The sequence below is a fragment of the Desulfitispora alkaliphila genome, assembly GCF_050433185.1.
Lineage (GTDB): Bacteria > Bacillota > Desulfitisporia > Desulfitisporales > Desulfitisporaceae > Desulfitispora > Desulfitispora alkaliphila.
Window position 1 is genome coordinate 19,716 of the sequence record NZ_JBNPXS010000019.1, and the last position, 22,066, is coordinate 41,781.

22 protein-coding genes are annotated in these 22,066 nt (G+C 37.7%); all 22 read right to left on the reverse strand.

Going from position 1 to position 22,066, the window contains the following annotated elements:
- Positions 1–8: 8 nt before the first annotated feature.
- The 22 genes from GGQ84_RS08390 to GGQ84_RS08495 all read right to left on the reverse strand — a co-directional run bounded on the left by GGQ84_RS08390 (position 9) and on the right by GGQ84_RS08495 (position 22,058).
- Positions 9–1,205, reverse strand: coding sequence for a coenzyme F420-0:L-glutamate ligase (locus GGQ84_RS08390; protein WP_429161696.1), 1,197 nt, complete (start codon positions 1,203–1,205; stop codon positions 9–11).
- A gap of 190 nt (positions 1,206–1,395) precedes the next feature.
- Positions 1,396–1,980, reverse strand: a complete 585-nt coding sequence (locus GGQ84_RS08395) for a DUF4230 domain-containing protein (protein ID WP_429161641.1) — start codon at positions 1,978–1,980, stop codon at positions 1,396–1,398.
- Between the two features lie 52 nt (positions 1,981–2,032).
- Complete coding sequence (locus GGQ84_RS08400; RefSeq protein ID WP_429161643.1) at positions 2,033–2,638, reverse strand: SIR2 family NAD-dependent protein deacylase; 606 nt, start codon at positions 2,636–2,638, stop codon at positions 2,033–2,035.
- Between the two features lie 17 nt (positions 2,639–2,655).
- Positions 2,656–2,844 (reverse strand): hypothetical protein, encoded by a 189-nt coding sequence (locus tag GGQ84_RS08405; protein ID WP_429161645.1) that lies wholly within the window; start codon positions 2,842–2,844, stop codon positions 2,656–2,658.
- Positions 2,845–2,852: 8 nt separating this feature from the next.
- Complete coding sequence (locus GGQ84_RS08410; protein ID WP_429161647.1) at positions 2,853–3,305, reverse strand: stage II sporulation protein M; 453 nt, start codon at positions 3,303–3,305, stop codon at positions 2,853–2,855.
- Position 3,306: 1 nt separating this feature from the next.
- Entirely contained in the window at positions 3,307–5,784 is a 2,478-nt protein-coding gene (locus GGQ84_RS08415; RefSeq protein ID WP_429161649.1) for a SpoIIE family protein phosphatase, read from the reverse strand.
- Positions 5,715–8,453 carry a UPF0182 family membrane protein gene (locus GGQ84_RS08420; protein ID WP_429161698.1) on the reverse strand — a complete coding sequence of 913 codons (2,739 nt, stop codon included), beginning with the start codon at positions 8,451–8,453 and terminating at the stop codon, positions 5,715–5,717. The genes GGQ84_RS08415 and GGQ84_RS08420 overlap by 70 nt, the downstream gene beginning before the upstream one ends.
- A gap of 96 nt (positions 8,454–8,549) precedes the next feature.
- Positions 8,550–9,719: an FprA family A-type flavoprotein gene (locus tag GGQ84_RS08425; protein ID WP_429161651.1), complete on the reverse strand. Its 1,170-nt coding sequence runs from the start codon at positions 9,717–9,719 to the stop codon at positions 8,550–8,552.
- Entirely contained in the window at positions 9,719–9,880 is a 162-nt protein-coding gene (gene rd / locus GGQ84_RS08430) for a rubredoxin (protein ID WP_429161653.1), read from the reverse strand. The genes GGQ84_RS08425 and rd overlap by 1 nt, the downstream gene beginning before the upstream one ends.
- 62 nt (positions 9,881–9,942) lie before the next feature.
- Entirely contained in the window at positions 9,943–10,422 is a 480-nt protein-coding gene (locus GGQ84_RS08435) for a DUF456 domain-containing protein (protein ID WP_429161655.1), read from the reverse strand.
- Between the two features lie 80 nt (positions 10,423–10,502).
- Positions 10,503–12,266, reverse strand: coding sequence for an NADH-dependent [FeFe] hydrogenase, group A6 (locus tag GGQ84_RS08440; RefSeq protein ID WP_429161657.1), 1,764 nt, complete (start codon positions 12,264–12,266; stop codon positions 10,503–10,505).
- 9 nt (positions 12,267–12,275) lie between these two features.
- Entirely contained in the window at positions 12,276–13,943 is a 1,668-nt protein-coding gene (locus GGQ84_RS08445; RefSeq protein ID WP_429161658.1) for an NADH-ubiquinone oxidoreductase-F iron-sulfur binding region domain-containing protein, read from the reverse strand.
- 9 nt (positions 13,944–13,952) lie between these two features.
- Positions 13,953–14,471, reverse strand: coding sequence for an NADH-quinone oxidoreductase subunit NuoE family protein (locus GGQ84_RS08450; RefSeq protein ID WP_429161660.1), 519 nt, complete (start codon positions 14,469–14,471; stop codon positions 13,953–13,955).
- Positions 14,472–14,582: 111 nt separating this feature from the next.
- The gene (locus tag GGQ84_RS08455) at positions 14,583–15,011 is read right to left on the reverse strand and encodes a C-GCAxxG-C-C family (seleno)protein (protein ID WP_429161662.1); all 429 of its coding nucleotides are present in this window, start codon (positions 15,009–15,011) and stop codon (positions 14,583–14,585) included.
- 15 nt (positions 15,012–15,026) lie between these two features.
- Complete coding sequence (locus GGQ84_RS08460) at positions 15,027–15,563, reverse strand: nitroreductase family protein (protein ID WP_429161664.1); 537 nt, start codon at positions 15,561–15,563, stop codon at positions 15,027–15,029.
- 21 nt (positions 15,564–15,584) lie between these two features.
- A complete protein-coding gene (locus GGQ84_RS08465) occupies positions 15,585–16,883 on the reverse strand; it encodes an acetyl-CoA hydrolase/transferase family protein (RefSeq protein ID WP_429161666.1) in 1,299 nt (432 codons plus the stop codon).
- Positions 16,884–16,902: 19 nt separating this feature from the next.
- A complete protein-coding gene (locus tag GGQ84_RS08470; RefSeq protein ID WP_429161668.1) occupies positions 16,903–17,301 on the reverse strand; it encodes a cobalamin B12-binding domain-containing protein in 399 nt (132 codons plus the stop codon).
- A gap of 28 nt (positions 17,302–17,329) precedes the next feature.
- A complete protein-coding gene (locus GGQ84_RS08475; protein ID WP_429161669.1) occupies positions 17,330–19,000 on the reverse strand; it encodes an acyl-CoA mutase large subunit family protein in 1,671 nt (556 codons plus the stop codon).
- A gap of 19 nt (positions 19,001–19,019) precedes the next feature.
- Positions 19,020–19,544, reverse strand: coding sequence for a cob(I)yrinic acid a,c-diamide adenosyltransferase (gene cobO / locus GGQ84_RS08480; protein WP_429161671.1), 525 nt, complete (start codon positions 19,542–19,544; stop codon positions 19,020–19,022).
- Positions 19,537–20,058, reverse strand: coding sequence for a DUF6125 family protein (locus tag GGQ84_RS08485; RefSeq protein WP_429161673.1), 522 nt, complete (start codon positions 20,056–20,058; stop codon positions 19,537–19,539). The genes cobO and GGQ84_RS08485 overlap by 8 nt, the downstream gene beginning before the upstream one ends.
- Positions 20,059–20,077: 19 nt before the next feature.
- On the reverse strand, positions 20,078–21,043 hold the full coding sequence (gene meaB, locus GGQ84_RS08490; protein ID WP_429161675.1) for a methylmalonyl Co-A mutase-associated GTPase MeaB: 966 nt from the start codon (positions 21,041–21,043) through the stop codon (positions 20,078–20,080).
- Between the two features lie 28 nt (positions 21,044–21,071).
- Positions 21,072–22,058, reverse strand: coding sequence for an electron transfer flavoprotein subunit alpha/FixB family protein (locus tag GGQ84_RS08495; RefSeq protein ID WP_429161677.1), 987 nt, complete (start codon positions 22,056–22,058; stop codon positions 21,072–21,074).
- Positions 22,059–22,066 lie beyond the last annotated feature (8 nt).

Below are 22,066 nucleotides of genomic sequence, written 5' to 3' on the forward strand. Positions count from 1 at the left end.
CATTTTACTTAATCTGTGGCAAAGTTATCAAAATAACCCTGAATTAATATGATAGGGGTTCCCTTATCACCACTTCCACTTGTTAAGTCGCACAGACTACCTAGCAAATCAGTCAATTGACGGGGAGTAGTTCCTTGTGCTTCCATTTTACCTATTAAATTATTATCCTTTTTTTTGATAAATTCTTTAGCATGATGATCTATCTGCTCAACATCAACTTCTGTTAAGTTATTATCGACTAAATACTTAAGTTTAAGTTCATTGGGTGTTCCCTCAAGTCCATCGGTATAGGCTGGGGAGACTACAGGATCAGCTAACTCCCATATTTTACCTACAGGATCTTTGAATGCTCCGTCTCCGTATATTAAAACCTCAATGTTTTTTCCTGTCAACCCTTTAATTTTCATTTGAATTTTATCTACATACTCTTTCCCGTGGCGGGGAAATAACTTTATACTATCCCCTGTAGCTTTATTTGAACCCAATAATCCGTATTCTGGGTTATATCCTGTATTGTCAGCAGTAGCCTCAGTACATATACCGTCTAAACGCAACACCTTGTTAGCTCGATTTTTTTTGAGTACTTTTTCAGTTCTGTACCTAGTGTGAACGTCGGCTACCAGTATATTTTGTGTGTAGTTTAAAATTGTTGTAGGGTCATTGGAAAGTACAATCTCGATATTGTCATCATTGCCAACTTCTTTGTATTCTTTCACATAGTCTACACCTGTAAATGGGTGTTTGACCTCTTGTCCAAAGAGTTTTCTGTACTCTTTTTCTGAAAGTGAGTCAGTATATGGGTTAATATTTAATTCATCCATTTTATCTACATCCATAAGGTGGTTACCAACTTCATCAGCTGGATAACTCAGCTGGAGATAGACCTTATCAAAAGCTTTACTGATTGCTTTAAGTATAATCGAAAATCTATTTCTACTTAAAATAGGAAAAACTACACCTATCTCTCCACATCCCTGAAACCTATTTTTTAGATCAGTCACAATCTCATCCACAGTAACATAGTTACCTTGAGCTCTAGCTACTAATGACTCAGTTATACCAACTACGTCTTTTTCTTTGAGCTGAAATCCTTCTGCCTCCCATGACTTCTGAAGAGAAGTAACAACAACATCTACAATATCGTCTCCATTTTTAACAATAGGTGCCCTTATACCACGCACCTGTGTACCTATAGTTCTCATAATACAATAATCCTCCTAACTTTAGATAGCCAATATCACAAAGTTTTACAACAATCTTATATTCAACATAACAAATATTAAGTCCTTTAAAAAATGAAAAGTCATTTTTTATTTTTTACTTTTATAAAAGAATATATTACTAGTATACACCGGAACAGAAGAGTAATAGCTTTTTATATATGCTACCCTTAAATTATTTAAAAGTAATAACAACCTGATTGAAACCCATGCTATTGAGAAGTCCCTCCAATAATAATTTGGCCTTTTCATTGGCATCTTCTAAAAATCCCTGCTCTACAACCTCTGCTTCCATGGCTTCCTTTTCAGCTGGAAGGATACTGTATAAATCACTAATACTCAAGCGATTAAATAAAGAAGATCTCTCATCATAGATGTAGACTTCCTCTTCATTAATAACATTAGCTATTATTTGGGCTTGGCTAACGGTAATGCTTATGCTATCGGAATCCAAAATTTCAATTTCCACATTATCAAGATTAACGCCTGCCTTAATATAGCCAGTATATTTAATCAAAAAGCTCTTTCCTGTAAATGGAAGTGATGTACCCGCAAATTCCCACTTATCTTCAAAAACCACAACATTAGTATAGACATATTGGACAGTGGATAACTCCCATAAGTCTTTAATTTTCTCTTTAACTGTGCTAGATTTTATAGTTTGTTGATTTACAAAAACTCTGTCCAAATTATTGTTTAATACTAACGCTCCAAAGAATAAAATACAAATGCATATAAGAATAGTTCTGAGCTTACTCATTTAACTCCCTCCTATATCAGGAAAGTGGTTTCACTATTCTTATATCTATTAATTAGGAAAAGAAATTAGACAAAAACTGTGCTACTTTTTCTTCAGCATTTTCGTTAATTATAGTTATTTGATTACCTGCCGCTTGAGCTCGATAGACAAAGTCATTAACAGTTGATGTGTAAAAAGACGTTCCCACCACTAATACATGATCTGCTGCACCAACTAAGTCAAGAGCCGGAAAGTAACTCCTAATAGTATCGCCGTACAATACTACATTAGGCTGTATGAGATTAGAGCATTCCTTGCAATATATGGAGTTTTCAAGTTCCGTATAATCATACCTATTATCACATTCACCACAATAGAAAAAATCAAGATTTCCATGAACCTCCAACACATCCTTGCTTCCTGCTTTTGTGTGCAGCCCATCGATATTCATGGTTATAACTGGCACCTTCCTTTCTGCAAGTGCCAAGTGAGCTCCATTTGGTTCAGCGGTATCAATAGCACGCTTTAAAGGCAATAGTCCTGAATAGAAATCCTCAGGGTACGATTCGAAATAATCGCGCGTAAGTTTATCTCTAATATCAGTACCCATATCCTCAAAAGTGGGAATACCACTTGCTTTTGAGATTCCAGCACCTGTTATAGCAACTAATTTTCCCAAGTAAATACCCCCTTATTTTACATAATAAAGATAGTAGCTAATAGTGGAGTAACAAAACTCTCAATAACTGCAGCAACAAGTATCAGCGGAGCGATGACGAAGATGAAGGTTTTACCAGCCTGTCTAATTGCATCGCCTACTCCCATATCATATGAGCCCCTAGAGAAGATATTCTTTAGTATAGTCAAGCTCAAGAAAATTCCCACACTGCTGCTTAAAAAAAAAAAAAAAAAAAAAAAAAAAGAGCAGGCAGTTCTATTATGCCGTGAGGGGCTATTCCAAACAATAAGGTATTTAATACAGGTTCATTGTTAATATGCATAAATGCGGATAATGCACTAACTGTACCGCTTGTAACTACAGGACTTAACAGCGGTAAAACTACTAAGGGTATTAACCCTAATGCAACTGTTAATAAAGCAGCGCGAAGATTTTGCATTAAAATTATCTTAAACATCTCCAGCGCAGAAATATCCGGAGATACGCCTAGTTGTTGAAACATCGTCATTAAATCCTGCATAGCTTTTTCCGTCTGTTCTGGATTTTGTATTAACCACCAGTATCCAGAGGCTGCAATAAAAAATGATAATCCCATAACTATAAAAAAAAGTTTACTATAATATCTTTTGAAAACACTCCACTCGTTACTATAAATGTTGGCCAACATATTATCTAACCGCCTTTTCTTTAACTAATAATACTTCATTTCCCTTTCGATTATACCAAACATGATCATAACAGAGTTTTGCCATTGCTATACCTCTACCTCTTTCCGCTGATGAAAGAAAATTACAGCTTTCATCTATAGCATCTTCCCATTTAAAACCCATTCCTTGATCCTTAATCACCACATAAAGTCTTTCAGGACTATCAATTATCTCTACATTAACTTCAGTAGATTGTTCTAAACTATTGCCGTGTTCGATTGCATTCATTATCATTTCGTTAAATCCTATTGCTAATGTATCTATGTCTAAACCAGTATCCCATTTAGTTAAAGAATCTTTAAATCTAGTCACAGCATCTGAGTAATTTTTGATACACCTACCAATTATAAAGTAATCTTTGTTAGTAGTCCCCAGATTCTTTGCAACTAGATAAGTGATATCATCATTAGTCTTATTGCCATTAGCAAACTTTTTAAACTCATAATTTATGTGAGATACAGTAAACTTAGGAAGCAGTGAATGGGCATCTACTATCACTTGCTCTAAAATGTTTTCAAAATTTTCATTGCCCTCTGTATGCTCTGTAAGCCCATCAGTAGAAAACAAAATAGTTGCATCTTCAGGAATTACTACATGTTGTTCTTCATAAACGAGTACATCTCTAGGAATACTGTTGGTAATAGGAAGAAAGCACTTGCCCAGCCTTGTTACAGTCTTATCTCCTGTAACAAGAAGCGGTACCGAGTGTACCCCTGCATTACTAAAAGCTAAAACATTAGAATCTAAATCCCAAACTGTCATTAGCACACAGACAAAGTAATCTTCAGGAAAATTTTCACTTAGATATTGGTTTAAAATGTGGTTTAAAATTTCCTTGGGAGTTATAGGATATACATTCTCCTCCTGGGCTAAACTTATGTAGCTGCTAACAGCCTCTTTGATGAATGCTGACATAAGTGCGCTATCTAATCCGTGACCAGTCACATCAGCTAGATACAATATCAGTTTATTGTTAACTTTAATTACATTGTATAAATCTCCGCCTAATTCATCGGCAGGTTGGTAATGAGCAGCAATTCTAATTCGATCTGTCTGGGGAAGTTCACGGGGAAGAACTCGCTCGTGAATTTCTTTTGCTTTATTGATTTCCCTGTTTATCCGTTCATATGTGTTTTCTAGTTCGATTCGCTGCATCTCAATTTCAGTAGTATAATTAATTAGATTTTTTTCCTGTTCTTTTCGCTCAGTAACATCCCTCAAAATTCCTACAGAATGCCACTGGCCTTTTATTTTTACAGCGGATAAAGACACTTCAACTGGGAATTCAGTTCCATCTTTTTTACAAGCTGTCAGCTCTACCGTGCTATCAATGGCATTTCCCCTACCAGTGACCATAAATTCACCAAATTTTTTTGAGAACTCCTCATGATAATAACTGGGAGTGATTAACTCATGTAAATCATTTCCAATAGCCTCTGTTTCAGTGTAGTCAAAGATTTTTTCAGCAGCATAATTCCAATGGGTTACAAGTCCATTGTGATCCATTATTATAATTGCATCTTGGGCAGTGGCAATTAACCTTTGAAATTTAGCTTCACTTTCAATTAATCGCTCTTGAAGCATTTTACTTTCGCTAATATCGCTGTAAATGGTAAAACCTCCGTGGAGTACTCCGTTTAAAATAAAGGGAACACCCCTGTGAATTACATTAAACTTTTTGCCATGTTTGTCATATCTTATTGTTTCAAAGTTTACTTTTTCCCCATTTAATACCTTAGTATAGCCATGCTCATCGATTAAATTCAAAGGGTCGATTACATCTTTTATATATTTTCCTAGAATCTCATGTTTTTGATAATTTAATAAATGTAGAAACTGTTCGTTGGCATTTTCTACAATCCCATCTTTATCATAATAGACTATAGCATCTTGGGAGTTTTCAAATAGAGCCTTGTATACATTTTTCTCTTTTTGGCATTTCTCTTCTTCTCTATGGCAGCCCCTTATTCCTTTAGGTTTCGCTAATTCATAAACTAGTAAGTTATTAAGTTCTTTTTTATACAGAGGCCAGCCTAAATAACCTACACAATAGTCATAGTGAGTGGCTTCTAAGCTCTCAGAAGTAATGAAAATATCTGATAAATAAGCAAATGGGACCTTGTTTTGATTAAAGAACTCAGGGATACAGTGGTCTAAACCTTTGTTATCTAAGGCGATAATAGCAAAGTTAAACTTCCCCAAAGCTAGGGGTTTATTTACTATATCTTTAGTAGTAAGCAAAGAGGTGTTACTAACACCTAATTCTTCAAGCAATTTTATTATTTCTTCAGCTTCTACTTTACTGCTATTTACAATAGCAATACTGGCCAGTTTCATGATGGATACCACCTGCATCCCTCCTGTAGATTTTAAATACTGGAATTTAATCTTTTCAAAATAGTTTCTAATTCTTTCATCTTCTCTCCATATTCTGCCCACTCTCCATTTGATAAGCTTTCTTGAGCAGCCTGATAGAGTTCGTTAGCTTTTTCGATCAGTTCTTCAAGACTATCTAACTGTTCATTTAAAATAAAGTCTTCTCCCTCAGTAGCTTCGTCAATAATCTGCTCCATAGCTTCGTCCTTGAAAATTTCTCTTAAGGCTTGTTCGAAGGTTTCGGCCATAACTATTTCTTCTTCATAACTGACTATTACTCTACTCAATTCAGGTATATTACTCTGTTCTGCCTGTAGGAAAAGAGGTTCTACGTAGAGTATTGAATTTGCAATTGGTAACACCATCATATTACCCCTAAGTACCTGAGACCCTCTTTGGTCCCAAAGAGTTAGTTGTTGAGAAATTTCAGTGTCTTGGTCAATTCTGGCGTTTATTTGCGCTGGACCATAAACTAACCCTTCCTTTGGGAAGCGATATAATATCATTTGACCGTAGTTATCACCATCGTTTCTAGCAGCTAACCATGATACCATATTCCTTCTGCGCTCTGGAGTAAAGGGTAACATCAGTACGTACTCGGGCTCACCTACACCTGGTAACTCCATTATTGTGTAATAGGGATCCATTAGTTGACTTTGGCCTCGATATTGTTCCTCAGGAATATTCCAGGCATCTTCTCGATTATAAAATACCCGAGGGTTTTGCATATGGTAATTAGTAAAAATATGAGCTTGTACTGCAAAAAAGTCTACGGGATATCTAATGTGTTTTTGCAAATTATCATCTAAGGTGTTAATGCTTTTGAACATATTAGGAAACATCTGGTTATAGCTTTTGATAATAGGGTCACTCTCATCTGATATATAAAAATTGACACTACCATTATAGGCATCTACTACGACTTTTACTGAGTTCCTAACATAATTGCCCCAACCCCTAGTGGGCTCAGAGTATGGATACAAGCTTGAAGTAGTGTAGGCATCACGGATCCAATACAATCTACCTTCACTAAGCACTAGGTAGTAATCACTGTCAAATTTAAGGAAAGGTGCTAGTTTTTTCACCATAGTGTCAATATCTCGATCATATAGTAGTCTACTTTCAGGTTCTATTTCACTGCTTAAGAGTAGTCTAAAGTCTTTTAATTTATAGGCATATAAAGCTTTCTTGAAAAATGAATTTAATTGTATCCCTCCAGTACCGCTGTAATTAGTGTAAACATTATCAGTACCTGATGGATAACTCACCTCTTCACTTTTTGAGTTAGCAACAACGTATTCTGTAGTCAATTCGCCAAAATATATTTCAGGCCTATCTACAGTTATACCCAAATTAGGTTCTACTCTTGGAGGCATATCTTTAATTAGAAATTCAGGTTGCCCCCCTGAAGTTACCTCGGTGGCTGGACTCATTGCTAAGCCGTAACCATGTGTATAGCGTAATTTTTGATTTTGCCAGGTTTGGGCTCGTTCTGGTAGATAAGAATAATCTAGTTCTCTAGCCCCCAACATTACTTGCCTATAATCGCCGTCAAAATCATACCGATCAATATTAATTTGTGTAAACTTATAATAGGGCCTCAATCCCTGTAGTTGATCATATGTTTCCTTTAGTGGACGCCAGTCCCACAGGCGTACATTCTGAAGTGTATTTGCATTATCCTCTATAAAAGTTTTAGAGAAATCGTGCTCCAACTCAAAAGGTTTTTCCTGGATATTATTCAGAGCATATCCATTTCTTGTGTATTCAATATTGTATTCTAAGTAGTCCTGTTCTCTGGCAAATTGATTAGGTTCTACATAAAATCTTTCAACTACTGCAGGAAGAATTCCTGCTAATAGTAAAGAAGATGTCACCAATGAAATTATCATTATGAAAAGAACTTTTCTTTTGTTAAGGAAAATATTTATTAAAGCATAAATAGCGGTAATTATAGCCAATACGGCTAAAAAATTGTATACAGGCAGTTTAACATTAATATCAGTAAAACCTGCCCCAAAAACTGCTCCAGATTGGGAATACAATAAATTAAAAGTATTGAATTTGTACTTTATTCCTATTAAAAGAAACAAGAATGCCCCAAGAGCACTTAAATGCACTTGAGGTTGCTTGTGGCTCTGAAATTGAAAGTTAAGACTTCCTCTGGGTGTAAATAATACATAAACCGATACTACTAAAAGTAAGGTCAATACTGTTACTCCCATGAACAGGGAATGTAGTAGTTGGTAAAAAGGCAATTGGAAAATATAAAAGGAAATATCTTTATCAAACAATGGGTCAAGCTGACCAAAATTCACAGAATTTAGGTACTTTAAAATAGTAGACCACTGATTTGTCATTACTGCGCTCATGGAAAAAGCAAAAAAGATACTAGTTAATATGTAAATAAGTTTAATTCTTCTCTCAGTTAAATATCTTGCAATAGGTAATTCGTTAAAAGGTATTGAATATGAACCAAGGTATTCGATATTTGTATTGGTGTGAACTCTTACAACTTTCAAGGTAATATATAGGTTTGCATAGATGAAAATTCCTATAATGAAAGCAGCTACTAATCTAGTAATCCATTGATAGGTAACTATTGTCACAAGGACGCTTTCATAACCAAAAGATGCAAACCAAAGCAAATCAGTGACCAGGTGGATACCTCGATCTCCTAGTACCAGTAAAAATAAAAGTGCAATTACAGCAAACAAGCTTTTAAACTTCATTCTCACAGCATTACCTCCACAATTATAAAATAAATGCCCTTAATCATTATAAATATGATTAGGGCATACTTACTAAATTATTATATCACTTTTTAGTCATTTGTGCATTTGAGTTTTTACTGTATTAGCAGCAATTTCTTCAATACTAGCTTGATCTGGGATGTATTGTGTTTTTATTTTCTCCATCAGGTCAAACCTACAGCTTTTTAATGCATCCTCTACCTGATCAATACTCTGACCACTCCATCCATAGGAACCAAAGGCCATACCTATTCTGTTCTTAGGAACTAAACCTTTTAAGTAAGTTAATAAACCTGCAACTGTAGGAAGCATATTATTATTTAACGTAGGTGAACCCACACAAATGAATTTGGCATCAGTTATGTCGGTCATTATATCGGAAATGTGGTTTGTTTTTAGGTTTCTCATTTTTGTTGAGATACCCTTAGCTTCGAAAGCTGATTGGATTGCATAAGCAATCTTTTCTGTGGAATTCCACATGGTGTCATAGACTATCACTGCTTTTGATTCAGTGTTATTTTTACACCATTTTTTATAGATACTTAAAATATCTGAAATGTGCTTCTTCCAGATGACTCCGTGACTGGGAGCAATTACTTCAATATCTAAAGCTTCAGCTGCTTCTATTGCTTTAGTAACTTGATTGCCAAAAGGTAAAATTATATTTCCATAATATTTTTTCGTTTCTTCTAGCACTATAGCTATTGGAAGTTCATGGTCAAAACGCTCAGAAGAAGCTAGATGCTGACCAAATGCATCATTGGAAAAAAGTATTTTCTCTGGCTTTAGATAGCCTATCATATTGTCGGGCCAATGAAGCATCGGAGTTAATAAAAACTCAATACTTCTTTTACCTAAATTGAGTATATCACCTGATTTCATTACTTCGAACTTCCAAGCACCGTTATAGTGGCTCTGTAGACCTTCTTTCCCCTTCGGCGATGCGATAACAGTTGCATTGCTAGCAAACTCCATTAGCTGAGGTAAACTACCTGAATGGTCCATTTCTACATGGTTAGATATGATATAATCTATCTTTGCAGGATCAACAATATGAGAAATTCGCTTAATCATCTCATCAAAAAACTGAGGCTTTACAGTGTCAATTAACGTTATCTTTTCATCTATAATTAGATAAGCATTGTAGGTTGCTCCCCTTTGTGTTATATAGCCATGAAAGTTTCTTACATCCCAATCTATAGCACCTACCCAATAAATACCGTCATTGATTTTAATAGGTTTCATTATTTCACCTCTTCGAAATCACCTTTTCCAGCACCACATGTAGGACAGACCCAATCTTCAGGAACATCCGCAAAGTCGGTACCTGGTTGAACGTCATTATCAGGATCTCCCTTTGCTGGATCATAAATATAACCACAAACTGTACATTCGTATTTCTTCACTTTTTAAATTCCTCCTTTAAAAATATGGTCCCTATTAAGTTTCCCATTTTAAAAGGAAAACATTAAAAAATAATGATGAAAAACCAGGTAATCATTGCTATTTCAATACTAAGCTTTACAATAATTCCACCCAATAATCCTACAAGTGCACCTATACTTGCAGTAACGGCATTTTTTACAGTTTTACCAGCTAACAACTCTCCTAAATAAGCACCCAAAAAAGGTCCTAGAACTAACCCGATTGGACCAAGCAAAAATATCCCTGCAAATACTCCAACAGAAGCACCCCATATGGAAGCATTAGAACCATTAAATTTCTTAACACCTAGAGCTGAAGTAATATAATCTGTAGCTATTACAAGAATAGCAGCCAATGTCTGAAGCATATAAAATCCCAGAGATAAGTTCTCAAAGTCAGTCATAACACCATATATAACAATTCCCAGTAATATTAATATGGAACCGGGCATTATGGGTAAAAAGGTCCCTAATATTCCTAGAGCGAAAAGAATTAAAGCCACTATTATTGGTAAATATTCCACAGTTTCAACCTCCTAAAACACTTATTAAAATTTATTATAGCACAGATAAAACCCCTACTAGAGGGGTTTTATCTGCCAATCTATATTCGCTCTCTCTTTTCGAAATGAGTGTGTAATAATTTATGAGCTTTATCTCCAAATGGTTTACCTAAATAATTCTTGTACAGTTTAATAATTTCCTTATTTTCATGAGACTTTCTCACGTCTTTTCGTCTGTCCTCTTGGTATATTGCCTCTCTTCGTTTTTTAACCACCTCATGATTTCCATGGTGATAGGGTTGGCCACCACCAGCAATACACCCACCAGGACAGGCCATAATTTCAATGGCATGATACTCTGATTTACCTTCCTTGATTTCATTTAAAAGCATTCGAGCGTTTCCTAATCCACTGGCTATGCCTATGTTTAGTTCATGTTCACCTACCTGTACAGTTGCTTTTCTCACTCCATCCATACCACGCAATTGCTCGAATTCCACATTTTCAAGGGTTTTTCCTGTAATCCATTCATGGGCTGTACGCAGGGCTGCTTCAATTACTCCTCCTGCAGTGCCAAAAATCGCCGAAGCTCCAGTAGTTTCTCCTAGGGGGCTGTCGAATTGGCTATCTGGTAATATATCAAATTCAATTCCCGCTTCTTTTATCATTGACCCCAACTCTCTTGTAGTTACTACTATATCCACATTATCTCTTTCGTCCTTTGTAAGTTCAGGGCGCTTTGCTTCAGCTTTTTTAGCGATACAAGGCATAATGGAAACTACTACAATCTTATCAGGATCGATTCCGTGTTCTTCCGCATAATAAGTTTTGGCAATTTGACCAAACATAATGTGTGGTGATTTGCAAGTGGACGGAACATGGATTAAATCGGGAAATTGATGTTCTATAAATTTAACCCAAGCGGGACAGCAGTTTGTGAGAATTGGCAGAGTTTTATTGTTCTCTAATCTATAGATCAATTCTGAAGCCTCTTCCATTACAGTTAAGTCTGCTCCAAAGTTAGTATCGAATACAGCATCAAAGCCCATACGCTTTAATGCTGTCACCATTTTTCCAGTCACTATGGTTCCTGCTTCCATACCAAACAATTCCCCTAAAGCTACTCTGATTGCTGGTGCTGTTTGTACGATCACATGTTTATCTGGATCATTGAGTGCTTCCCATACCTTGTCCGTGTGATACACTTCCGTTAGAGCAGCAGTGGGACATACCTGAACGCATTGTCCACAATAGGTGCAAGACGTATCCGCCATAGGCATATTATTAAATGGACCTACAAAAGAATTAAACCCTCTTCCAATTCCCGATAGGATCCCACAGGTTTGAACATGATTACATCCAGTCTCACATCGTCTACAGTAAATACATTTGTTAGCGTCTTTTACAATTGCGCCACTGGAAGCATCTTTGGGATAATCCATTCGTTCCCCTTCCCATCGAATCTGCCTAACGTTAAGTTCTTCAGCCAACGATTGAAGCTCACACTCTAAGTTTTTTGGGCAGGTAAAGCATTCATTGGGATGATTAGATAGTAGAAGTTCAACTGCTGTTCTTCTAGCAGTGATTGCCCTAATTGTATCTGTTCTCACTGCCATTCCCTCAGCTACAGGTGTAACACACGAGGGAACAAGTTTGTTCCGCGTCTGGTCACTTCCCATTTCAACCATACAAACTCTACACGAGGCAGTCTTATTGTATAGCTGTAAATTGTGTAAATCAAGGTGACATAATGTGGGGATTTTTACTCCTGCTTCATGAGCTGCTTCTAAAATAGTGATTCCACTGGGAACGGATAAACTTTGATCATTAATTTGTATATTTATCATTTCTTTATCATCAGACATGCTTCCACCTCACTTTAATTGTGCTTCGTATTCTTCGCTAAAGTGCTTCATTGTGCTTATAATAGGGTTAGGAGCTGTTTGACATAAGCCACAAAGAGAAGTATCCTTTACTGCAAAAGCAAGTTGCTTTAATGCATCTAAATCAGCTCTTGTTGCTTCCCCGTTTAATATTTTCTCCAACATTTCATGTAATCTTTTAGTGCCTATTCTACCAGGGGCACACTTGCCACAGGCTTCATCCATGGTGAATTCAAGATAAAATTTAGCTATCTCCACCATGTTGTCATCCTCGTCCATTACTATTAGACCTCCAGAGCCCATCATTGAGCCCTTCTCAAGCAGACTATCATAATCGATTATAGTATCTAAATCTTTCTCACAAATTACTCCACCTGAAGGGCCTCCTGTTTGAATAGCTTTGAATTTCTTCCCATTTGGGATTCCGCCTCCAATGTCGTATATTATTTCTCGCAGAGTAATACCCATAGGTACCTCCACTAGACCCACATTATTTATATTACCTGCTAAAGCAAAAACTTTTGTCCCCTTGCTTTTTTCTGTTCCCAGGCCAGCAAACCACTGGGCTCCTTTAGTTAAGATTAAAGGCACATTAGCAAAAGTCTCTACATTATTTACACAAGTTGGATGGCCCCAATAACCTTCTTCAGCTGGGTAGGGTGGCTTGTAGTTTGGTTCTCCCCTCTTACCTTCGCAAGAATTAATTAGTGCTGTTTCTTCACCACAGACAAATGCACCGGCACCATATTTTATGACTATATCAAAGCTGAACTGGCTACCAAAAATATTATAACCTAATAAACCAAGTTCTCTAGCCTGCTTTAGTGCTATTTCTAATCTCTCAATTGCCAGTGGATACTCAGCTCTAATATAAATAATTCCCTTAGATGCACCTATAACATAAGCGCCAATGGCCATAGCCTCTAAAATGCTATGGGGATCTCCTTCTAAAATACTTCTATCCATAAAAGCACCAGGGTCTCCCTCATCAGCATTACAAATAATGAACTTTTCTTCCCCTTCTTGTTTTTTGGTTATTTCCCACTTGAGACCTGTTGGAAATCCCCCTCCACCTCTGCCTCTTAGGCCAGATTCTTTTACAATTTCTATAACTTGGTCTCTACTCATTTCTTTTATTGCTTTACCAAGGGCTTCATATCCTCCTAGTGCTATATATTCATAAATGTCCTCTGGATCAATTAGACCGCAATTTCTTAAAGCTACACGTTTCTGTTTTTTATAAAACCCCATATCTGTTTGTTTAGATGTTCGCTCCTTAGTTTGAACATCTTGATAAAGTAGTCTCTCTACAATGTTGCCATTTATAATGTGTTCATCAACAATGTCTTTGGCGTCCTTAGGTCCTACCTGGACATAAAAAATATCATCTGGCTCCACTTTAAGTATAGGGCCTTGTTCACAAAATCCAAAACAACCTGTCTTTAAGACTTTAACTGTATCTTCCTGGCCACGCGCTTTTATAATTAACTGAAGGTTTTTTATAACCTTGTCGCTATCACTAGCTACACAACCGGTACCAGCGCATACAATAATGTTTTTCGTGATTTTACCTGTGGCCTTTTGGTGCATTCGTAGTTCTAGCTTCTGTCCAGATTGTTCTTTAGTTTTCTTTAATTCATCTAATGATTTTATCACCATCTTTCCCTCCTACTTGCTATAAGTATTTATAATCTCTGCTACCTCGCGTTCTGGATCTTTAATCCTACCATGTGCTTTACCATTAACAGTTATTACAGGTGCTAAGCCGCAGGCGCCAATGCATCGCACATCTTGTAGAGTAAAATTTCCATCTTCAGTAGTCTCATTTGCATCAATTCCTAATTGCTTTTTAAATTGCTCTAGTATTTTATCTGCTCCTTTAACAAAGCAAGCTGTTCCCATACAAACGCTTACGATATGTTTACCCTTAGGCTTTGTAGAAAAATATGAATAAAAACTGACAACTCCGTAAACCTCTGCTCCTGGTATATCCAATACTCTTGCTATATACAACTGTAAATCCCTTGGAAGATAACCGAAGATATTTTGAGCTTTATGTAATATCTCAATCAAAGCTCCTTTACTATTATCCACTTGTTTTATAAAAGTATCTAATTCATCAAATTTTTCTTTGGGTAAATCGTCACTTACAGGTCTAGTTACGCTTATAGCTCCAGGTTCTGTCATAAGGCCACAATCCTTTCTGCATTATGTTCTACTATTTCTACTTAATATTTCCCTATAAAAAAATTTGATACAAAAAAGCCGCTCATATCGAACGGCTTTTTTAAAATGCAGTTAATTATTATTTCCCAAATATTCTTGAAGTAATTTTGCAGTATTTCCAGTAATTTTAAGGCAGTTTTTTAGGTGTTCTTTAGAATCAAACTCGTATTTATTTAAGGAGCGACAGCAGGTAGATCCAAATTTTTCTTTAAAGACATTATGAAAGGCTTTTGCGTGAGTATAAGCTCTATGGCGATCAGCTTCTGTAGTTGTTCTTCCATTAATGTGATTTAAGACAACTACTGACCCAGTTAAAGCCCCGCAGCTACAACCGGCTTCTCCCATTCCCCCGCCAAATCCAGTAAGCATTCTCACTGCATTTCTGTCTCCATCTATCATATTCAAATCTATAAAAGCTAAATAAATAGCTTCTGCACAATTGTACCCCTGTTTAAAGTAGTCTCCCGCCTTATTCCGAGCTTCTAAAGCCTTTTCTTCCATTGATTCAACCTCCAATTATTCTAAAGTCTGACCAAAGGAGTTTTTAAAGGCAATCTCATTTAGCTCTTTTCTCGGTCTTGGTTTAGGCTCCTGATTGGGGTAACCTAAGGGCGTCATTGCCACTGGTACTAGTTGTTCAGGAACATCAAGGGCTGCTCTCACTTTATCTTCATCAAAGAGTCCCAACCAACAAGTACCCAATCCTTCAGCTTGAGCTGCCAATACCATGTGTTCCATGCAGATTCCTATATCCACTAGGTAGTACTGCTTATCGCCTACTACACCAGAGGCCTGGGGGTCAGCAAAAACCACTATTAAAACAGGAGCTTGGGCTATGGCTTTTTTGCCTGGATTGGTATCTTCAAAAGCATCGATAAGCAGCTCTTTTTTGTCCTTATCATCTACAACTAGTATCCTCCAGCACTGAAGATTCTTCCAAGACGGCGCTAGCCTAGCAGCTTCCACTATTCTAATTATTTTATCCTGATCTACTACTTGATCAGTATATTTGCGAATGCTTCTACGACTAGTTACCACCTTTGTAAAATCCATTTTATCAACTCCCCGTTTAGATTAAATTAATCCCCTCTTGGCTGCATCAAAGGTTAATTCCTCTCGGAACTTAGGATGGGCGATAGCTATCAATTGCTTTGCTCTCTCAGAAGTGTTTTTACCTCTTAGATGCGCTACCCCATATTCTGTGACAATATAATCTACACTGTTCTTACTAGTAGTTACTACGCCACCTTTATTTAGGTTAGAGACAATCCTTGAGACCGTACCATTTTTAGCAGTAGAGGATATTGAGATAAAGCCTTTTCCGCCTTTAGATCTGTTTGCTCCATGACCAAAGTCTGCCTGACCTCCGGTTCCACTCCAGTAGAAGTTGCCAATAGTTTCAGAAACACATTGTCCCAATAAATCTACTTCAATAGCTGCATTAACCGCACATAAGTTATCGTTCTTGCCAATGTTAACTGGGTCATTTGTATAATTAACAGGTTGCATTTCAATGGCTGGGTTATTATTTACAAAGTCGTATAGCTTCTGAGTTCCAAGAACAAATGTACCTAAAAACTTGCCTGGGTGGAAACTCTTTTTCTTGTTTGTAATAACACCCTTCTCATAAAGATCAACCATTCCGTCGGTAACCATTTCCGTATGTACACCTAAGTCTTTTTTGTGCTCTAGAGCCTTACATACTGCATTAGGAACACCGCCAAACCCAACTTGAATTGTGGCTCCATCGGGAATGAGCTCCGCAATGTAGTTTCCGATGTTTTCTTCTACTTCTGAAATTGGTGGTATTTTCAATGTGGGAATAGCTGTATCTGTTTCTACTACAGCTGAAACATCTGAAATATGGACTGCATTATTCCCTAAGGTTCTAGGTGCATTCTTATTTACTTCTAAAATTACTACTTTAGCTTGCTTTATAGCGGCTAATGTGTAATCCACTGCACAGCTCAAGCTGAAATAACCGTGTTCATCCATAGGTGAAACTGTAGCCATTACAGCATCTACTGGCAGATTGCCCCGCTCAATTAGGATTGGTAGCTCATAGAAATAGTTAGGAGTAGCAGTAATCCAGCCTTCATTAAAACCTTTTCTAGTTGGCCCTCCTAAAAACCAGGCATTGTGCCTAATATTTTCAGTTGTGTTAGGGTCAAGATATGCTGGAGATCTAAGAGGTAAGATTTGATTTATCACCACATTTTTAAGTTCACTTCTTCTATTTGAAAGTGCTTCTGCAAGGACAGCTGGTTCTCCTGCTCCTGTAGGAAATACTATTTGAAAATTAGACTCTATTAGTTCTACCGCTTTCTCTGGGTTCATTAGTTTTTGCGAATAAATTTTTTCCACATTGACCATGTTAAATACCTCCTAATTTTTAATTGTTTGCGATAGTGCGAACACTGCTCACTATCTCATCGATTGGTGTTCCAGGTGTGAATAGTTCCTTGGCAGCTCCTGCCTTTTTTAATTCATCAATATCCTCTTCGGGGATAGTTCCCCCTCCAATTAAAGTTATATCTTCAGCGTTATTTTGGTCTAGTAGTTCCCTGATCCTAGGAATTAAGGTCATATGCGCTCCTGATAAGATTGAAACAGCTACAATATCTACATCCTCCTGAATTGCAGCATCCACAATCTGCTCTGGGGTTTGATGCAATCCAGTATATATTACTTCCATGCCCGCATCGCGGAAAGCTCGGGCTATCACCCTTGCACCCCGATCGTGCCCATCTAAGCCGGGCTTACCTACTAAGACCTTTATCATTTTACTCATAGCTCTCCTCCTCTTCCCATTTTAGTGGCTAAAATAGAGGCTTTTCCTTGTATTCACCAAACGTCTCGCGGAAAACTTGCACTATTTCCCCTAGAGTAGCATAAGCGTTTACACAATCTAAAATGTAGGGGATTAAATTATCTGGACCTTTAGAAGCTTCTCGCAATTGAGCTAATGTCTTTTCTACTTGAGCATTATCCCTGTTTTGTCTTAACTCATTTAACTTGCGCACTTGCTCCTTTTCAATTTCTGGATTAATTTTTAAGGTTTCAATCTCTATTTCTTCGTCTTTCTTTACGTACTCATTTAAGCCAACAATAATTTTTTTCTTACTATCGATGGCTCTCTGATATTCATAAGCCGCATCTGCAATCTCCTGTTGGAAAAAGCCCTTATCTATTGCAGGTAGAACTCCACCAAGTCTATCTATTTCGGTGAAATACTCTTCAGCTTTTTCTTCCATTTGATTGGTTAAACTTTCCACGAAGTAAGAACCTGCCAATGGGTCAACTGTGTTAGTAACTCCAGTCTCATGAGCTATAAGTTGTTGTGTTCTCAAAGCTATTTGTACTGCTTTCTCTGTAGGTAAAGCTAGAACTTCATCCATAGAATTTGTATGTAGTGATTGAGTTCCACCTAGTACTGCTGCTAACGCCTGGAATGCTGTGCGGACGATATTGTTCTCAGGCTGCTGGGCTGTGAGTGAGCAACCAGCTGTTTGCGTATGGAAGCGTAGGAGCAATGAACGCTCATCTTTCGCTCCATATTTCTCCTTCATTCGCTTTGCCCATATTCTCCTTGCTGCTCTCATTTTTGCTATCTCTTCAAAGAAATCAACATGAGAGTTAAAGAAAAATGAGAGTCTTGGTGCAAAATCATCAACATTTAACCCAGCTTCCATCCCTGCTTCTACATATGCAAAGCCGTCAGCCAGAGTAAATGCTAGTTCCTGAACTGCAGTAGCTCCTGCTTCTCTAATGTGATAACCACTAATGCTAACTGTATTCCATTTGGGGACGTTATCCTTGGCATAACTGAAGATATCGGTAATTAATCTCATGGAGGGCTCTGGTGGGAAAATCCAAGATTTCTGTGCTATATACTCCTTTAAAATGTCATTTTGAAGTGTTCCCCTTAATTTTTCCGAAGATACACCTTGTTTTGCTGCAGTTGCAATATACATGGACCAGATAATAGCTGCCGGGGCGTTTATTGTCATTGAGGTACTAATTTGGTCAAGGGGGATTCCGTCAAATAAAACCTCCATGTCCCGTAAGGAGTCAATTGCAACACCGCAGCGTCCAACTTCTCCTTGAGAGCGGTGATGATCTGAGTCATAGCCCATTATTGTGGGCATATCAAAGGCAATACTTAAACCAGTCTGCCCCTGACTTAGCAAAAATTTATAGCGCTCATTGGATTCTTTAGCAGTTGCAAAGCCGGCAAATTGGCGCATAGTCCACATCCGACCGCGATACATATTTTGTTGAACACCTCGGGTATAAGGAAACTCTCCAGGTAGACCAATATCTTGGTCGTAGTTCATTCCCTCTACATCTAGAGGTGTATAGAGTTTGTCGATAGGTTCTCCTGACACAGTGGTAAATTCAATTGGCCGATCTTTACACTTTACGGCATACCTCTCTTCCCACGCGTCCTTTTTTTCTCTTAAATTTTTAAGACTTTCCCTTTCAGACATTCTCTCTCTCCTTTCAATGCTAAAATTCCACACCTTCTCGCGCTTCTACACCGCTGCTATAGTGATGCTTAACCTCTCGCACTTCGCTAACCAAATCAGCTAGCTCTACTATTTCTTTAGGAACGTAACGACCAGTCATAATAAGATCCAAATGGGTAGGTTTATTTTTTATAAAGTGTACCACTTCGTTTAATGGAACAAGATTGTAGTCCAAAGCAATATTAATTTCATCTAGGACTAATAGGTCGCAGCTACCATTTTTTAAGATCTCTTTTGCTTTATTCCAGCCCTCTTTTGCCAACCTCAGATCCTCTTTTGAAGGATTTTCTTTGCTGACAAATGTCTCTAACCCTGATTGAATTAGAGTAAAGTTTGGTGTTTTTTCAGCAAACTTCACCTCACCGTACTTGGGGCTACCTTTCATGAATTGAATCATTACCACTTTCCAGCCATGACCTAATACTCGCATTGTCTGCCCTAAGGAAGACGTAGTTTTACCCTTTCCATCTCCGGTATAAACTTGCACTATCCCCTTCTTATTCATAATCACCCTCCAACTCAAATTCCCATGCGCAGTAATATTCTTTTGGGTGGTCATCAGGTGGGCAGGAAATGCACTTAGTTTTAATTCGACTATCTATGGTCTTTGCAAATTCGCTGTACTCAACGAGTCCAACAGGCTTACAGGGAAAGTCAGGCAATCCCTTTCGGTTTCTAGCAGACTGAACTCTACAGTCGATCATTTTAAAAATGAGCTTATTATTTCCTTCCCAGGTGATTTGCTGTTTGTTGATGAAAGCGTACAATCTGAAACCTAAAGCTTGTTCTAATGCTTTTAACCCTCCGTTTTCTTCAAGTCCCAAAAAGGCTATAATTCTTTTTGCCTCAATTACAGTGAACTTTCTCCAGGCCTCCACATCTAACTCAATTGCAGTATCCATGCCAAACTTTTTCTCAGCCGCTTGAAACCATAAGCCATCATGTGCAAGCCAGCGTTTAGATAAGTCGGTAACAAAGACCTGCAATTCCTCTTTGCTCAGATTTTCAAACTCTTTCAAACTAATTCCCCCTAGCAATTCAATCTAGTGTAAAGCTCACTTTTCTCCCAAGACCTACTTTGAAAATATCTGCAGTTGCCGTATAAGGGTTTACCTCTCGTTTAACTACTTGCTCTACTACTGCTTTTACTTTTTCGTTGTTTCTCACTAAATCATGAATTTGGTCCTTTAGCTCTAACTCCACGATTTCTAATAATTCCCGGCTCAGCTTTCTTTCTCGCTCTGTAGTAAATAATCCCCGATCCTTTAGGTGCTGACTGTGTTCTTCAATTGTATTCCAAAGCTCCTGAATACCCTCTTCTCGCACAGAAATTGTTGGAATAACGGGAGGCCTCCACCCGTCTTCGAATGTGCTCAAATCCAGCATGGAATTAACTTCCATTTTTGTCTTTTTTACTCCAGGCAAATCTGCCTTATTAATTACGAACACATCACCAATTTCCATGATTCCCGCCTTAATTGTCTGTACGTGATCTCCTCCTGCTGGCGTCAAAACTACAATAGTGGTGTCTGCTATTGTCATAATATCTAACTCTGATTGGCCCACCCCTACTGTTTCTACTATTATCACGTCAAACCCAGCAGCATCAATAACTCTAAGCACTTCCTTAGTAGATCTAGCTAAACCACCTAAACTACCTCTAGTTCCCATGCTTCTTATATACACTCCATCATCCAATGCGTGCTCCTGCATTCTAATCCTATCGCCCAAAAGGGCACCCCCGCTAAAGGGGCTAGACGGGTCTACAGCGACTACACCTACCGTTTTACCGTCTGCCCTAATAGCGCGGATTAATGCATCTGTTAAGGAGCTTTTACCAGCACCTGGAGAACCTGTTATTCCGATTATTAAAGCTTTACCTGTGTGGTCATATATTTGGGATAGCAACTTATATTTATTTTCCTCACCATTCTCCACAATGGTTATGGCCTTAGCTATGGAGCGCTTTTGGCCTTTAATAATACCTTCAACGTGGTTATCCACTCAGTAACCACCCCCTTAGAGTACATTTTTAAGAGGACTTGATTTTCTTTACCTCTTCGGTTAATAAAGGAACTACCTTGAGAGCATCTCCTACTACTCCAAAATCTGCCACATTAAAGATGTTAGCATCGGCATCCTTGTTTATTGCTACAATAAATTTAGAGGAAGACATTCCAGCTAAATGTTGAATGGCACCAGAGATACCGCATGCAATATATAGCACTGGGGAAACAGTCTTTCCTGTTTGCCCTACCTGCATTTCATGTGCCTTCCAGCCTGCATCTACTACTGCTCTAGAAGCACCAACTGCTGCTCCTAGCTCATTAGCTAGTTCTTCTAGCATTTTAAAGTTGTCAGGTTCTTTCATGCCTCTTCCACCGGAAACAATAACATCTGCTTCAGTAAGCTGAATTTTGTCTCCAGCGCTTTGTAATACTTCTTTAATAACTGCTCGTAGGGCATCCTCAGGGATACTAACGCTTACTTCTTCAACCTCAGGAGTTACTTCTTTAGGTTCATTTGGAAAAACGTTAGGTCTTAGCGTTGCCATTATAGGTTCTGCTTTGTCAATGGTAACTGTAGAAAAAGCTTTACCAGCATAAATTGGTCTTACAAACTTAAGCTGCTCTCCATCTACGTCTATTTGAACTACATCACTTGCTAAGCCTGTTTTTACACGCTGAGCAAGTCTTGGCGCCAAGTCTTTACCCATAGATGTGTGACCTGCGAAAACAGCGAAGGGACTTTTTTCCTTTATTAGCTCTGCAATTACATGAGTATAGCTATCTGTTGCATAATTCTTTAATTTAGCATCCTGAGCTAGATAAATTTTTTGTGCTCCATACTTGCCAAGAGTATCTTTTAACTGCTCTACACCTTCTCCTAATAACACTGCGCAAACTGTTTTGCCAAGCTCTTCCGCTAGCTTACTTGACTTACTTAAAGCCTCACTTGTTACCTTTTTCAATTCACCATTAGAATGTTCTACTATTACCCAAATCTCATTATTAGCCATTTTGTAAC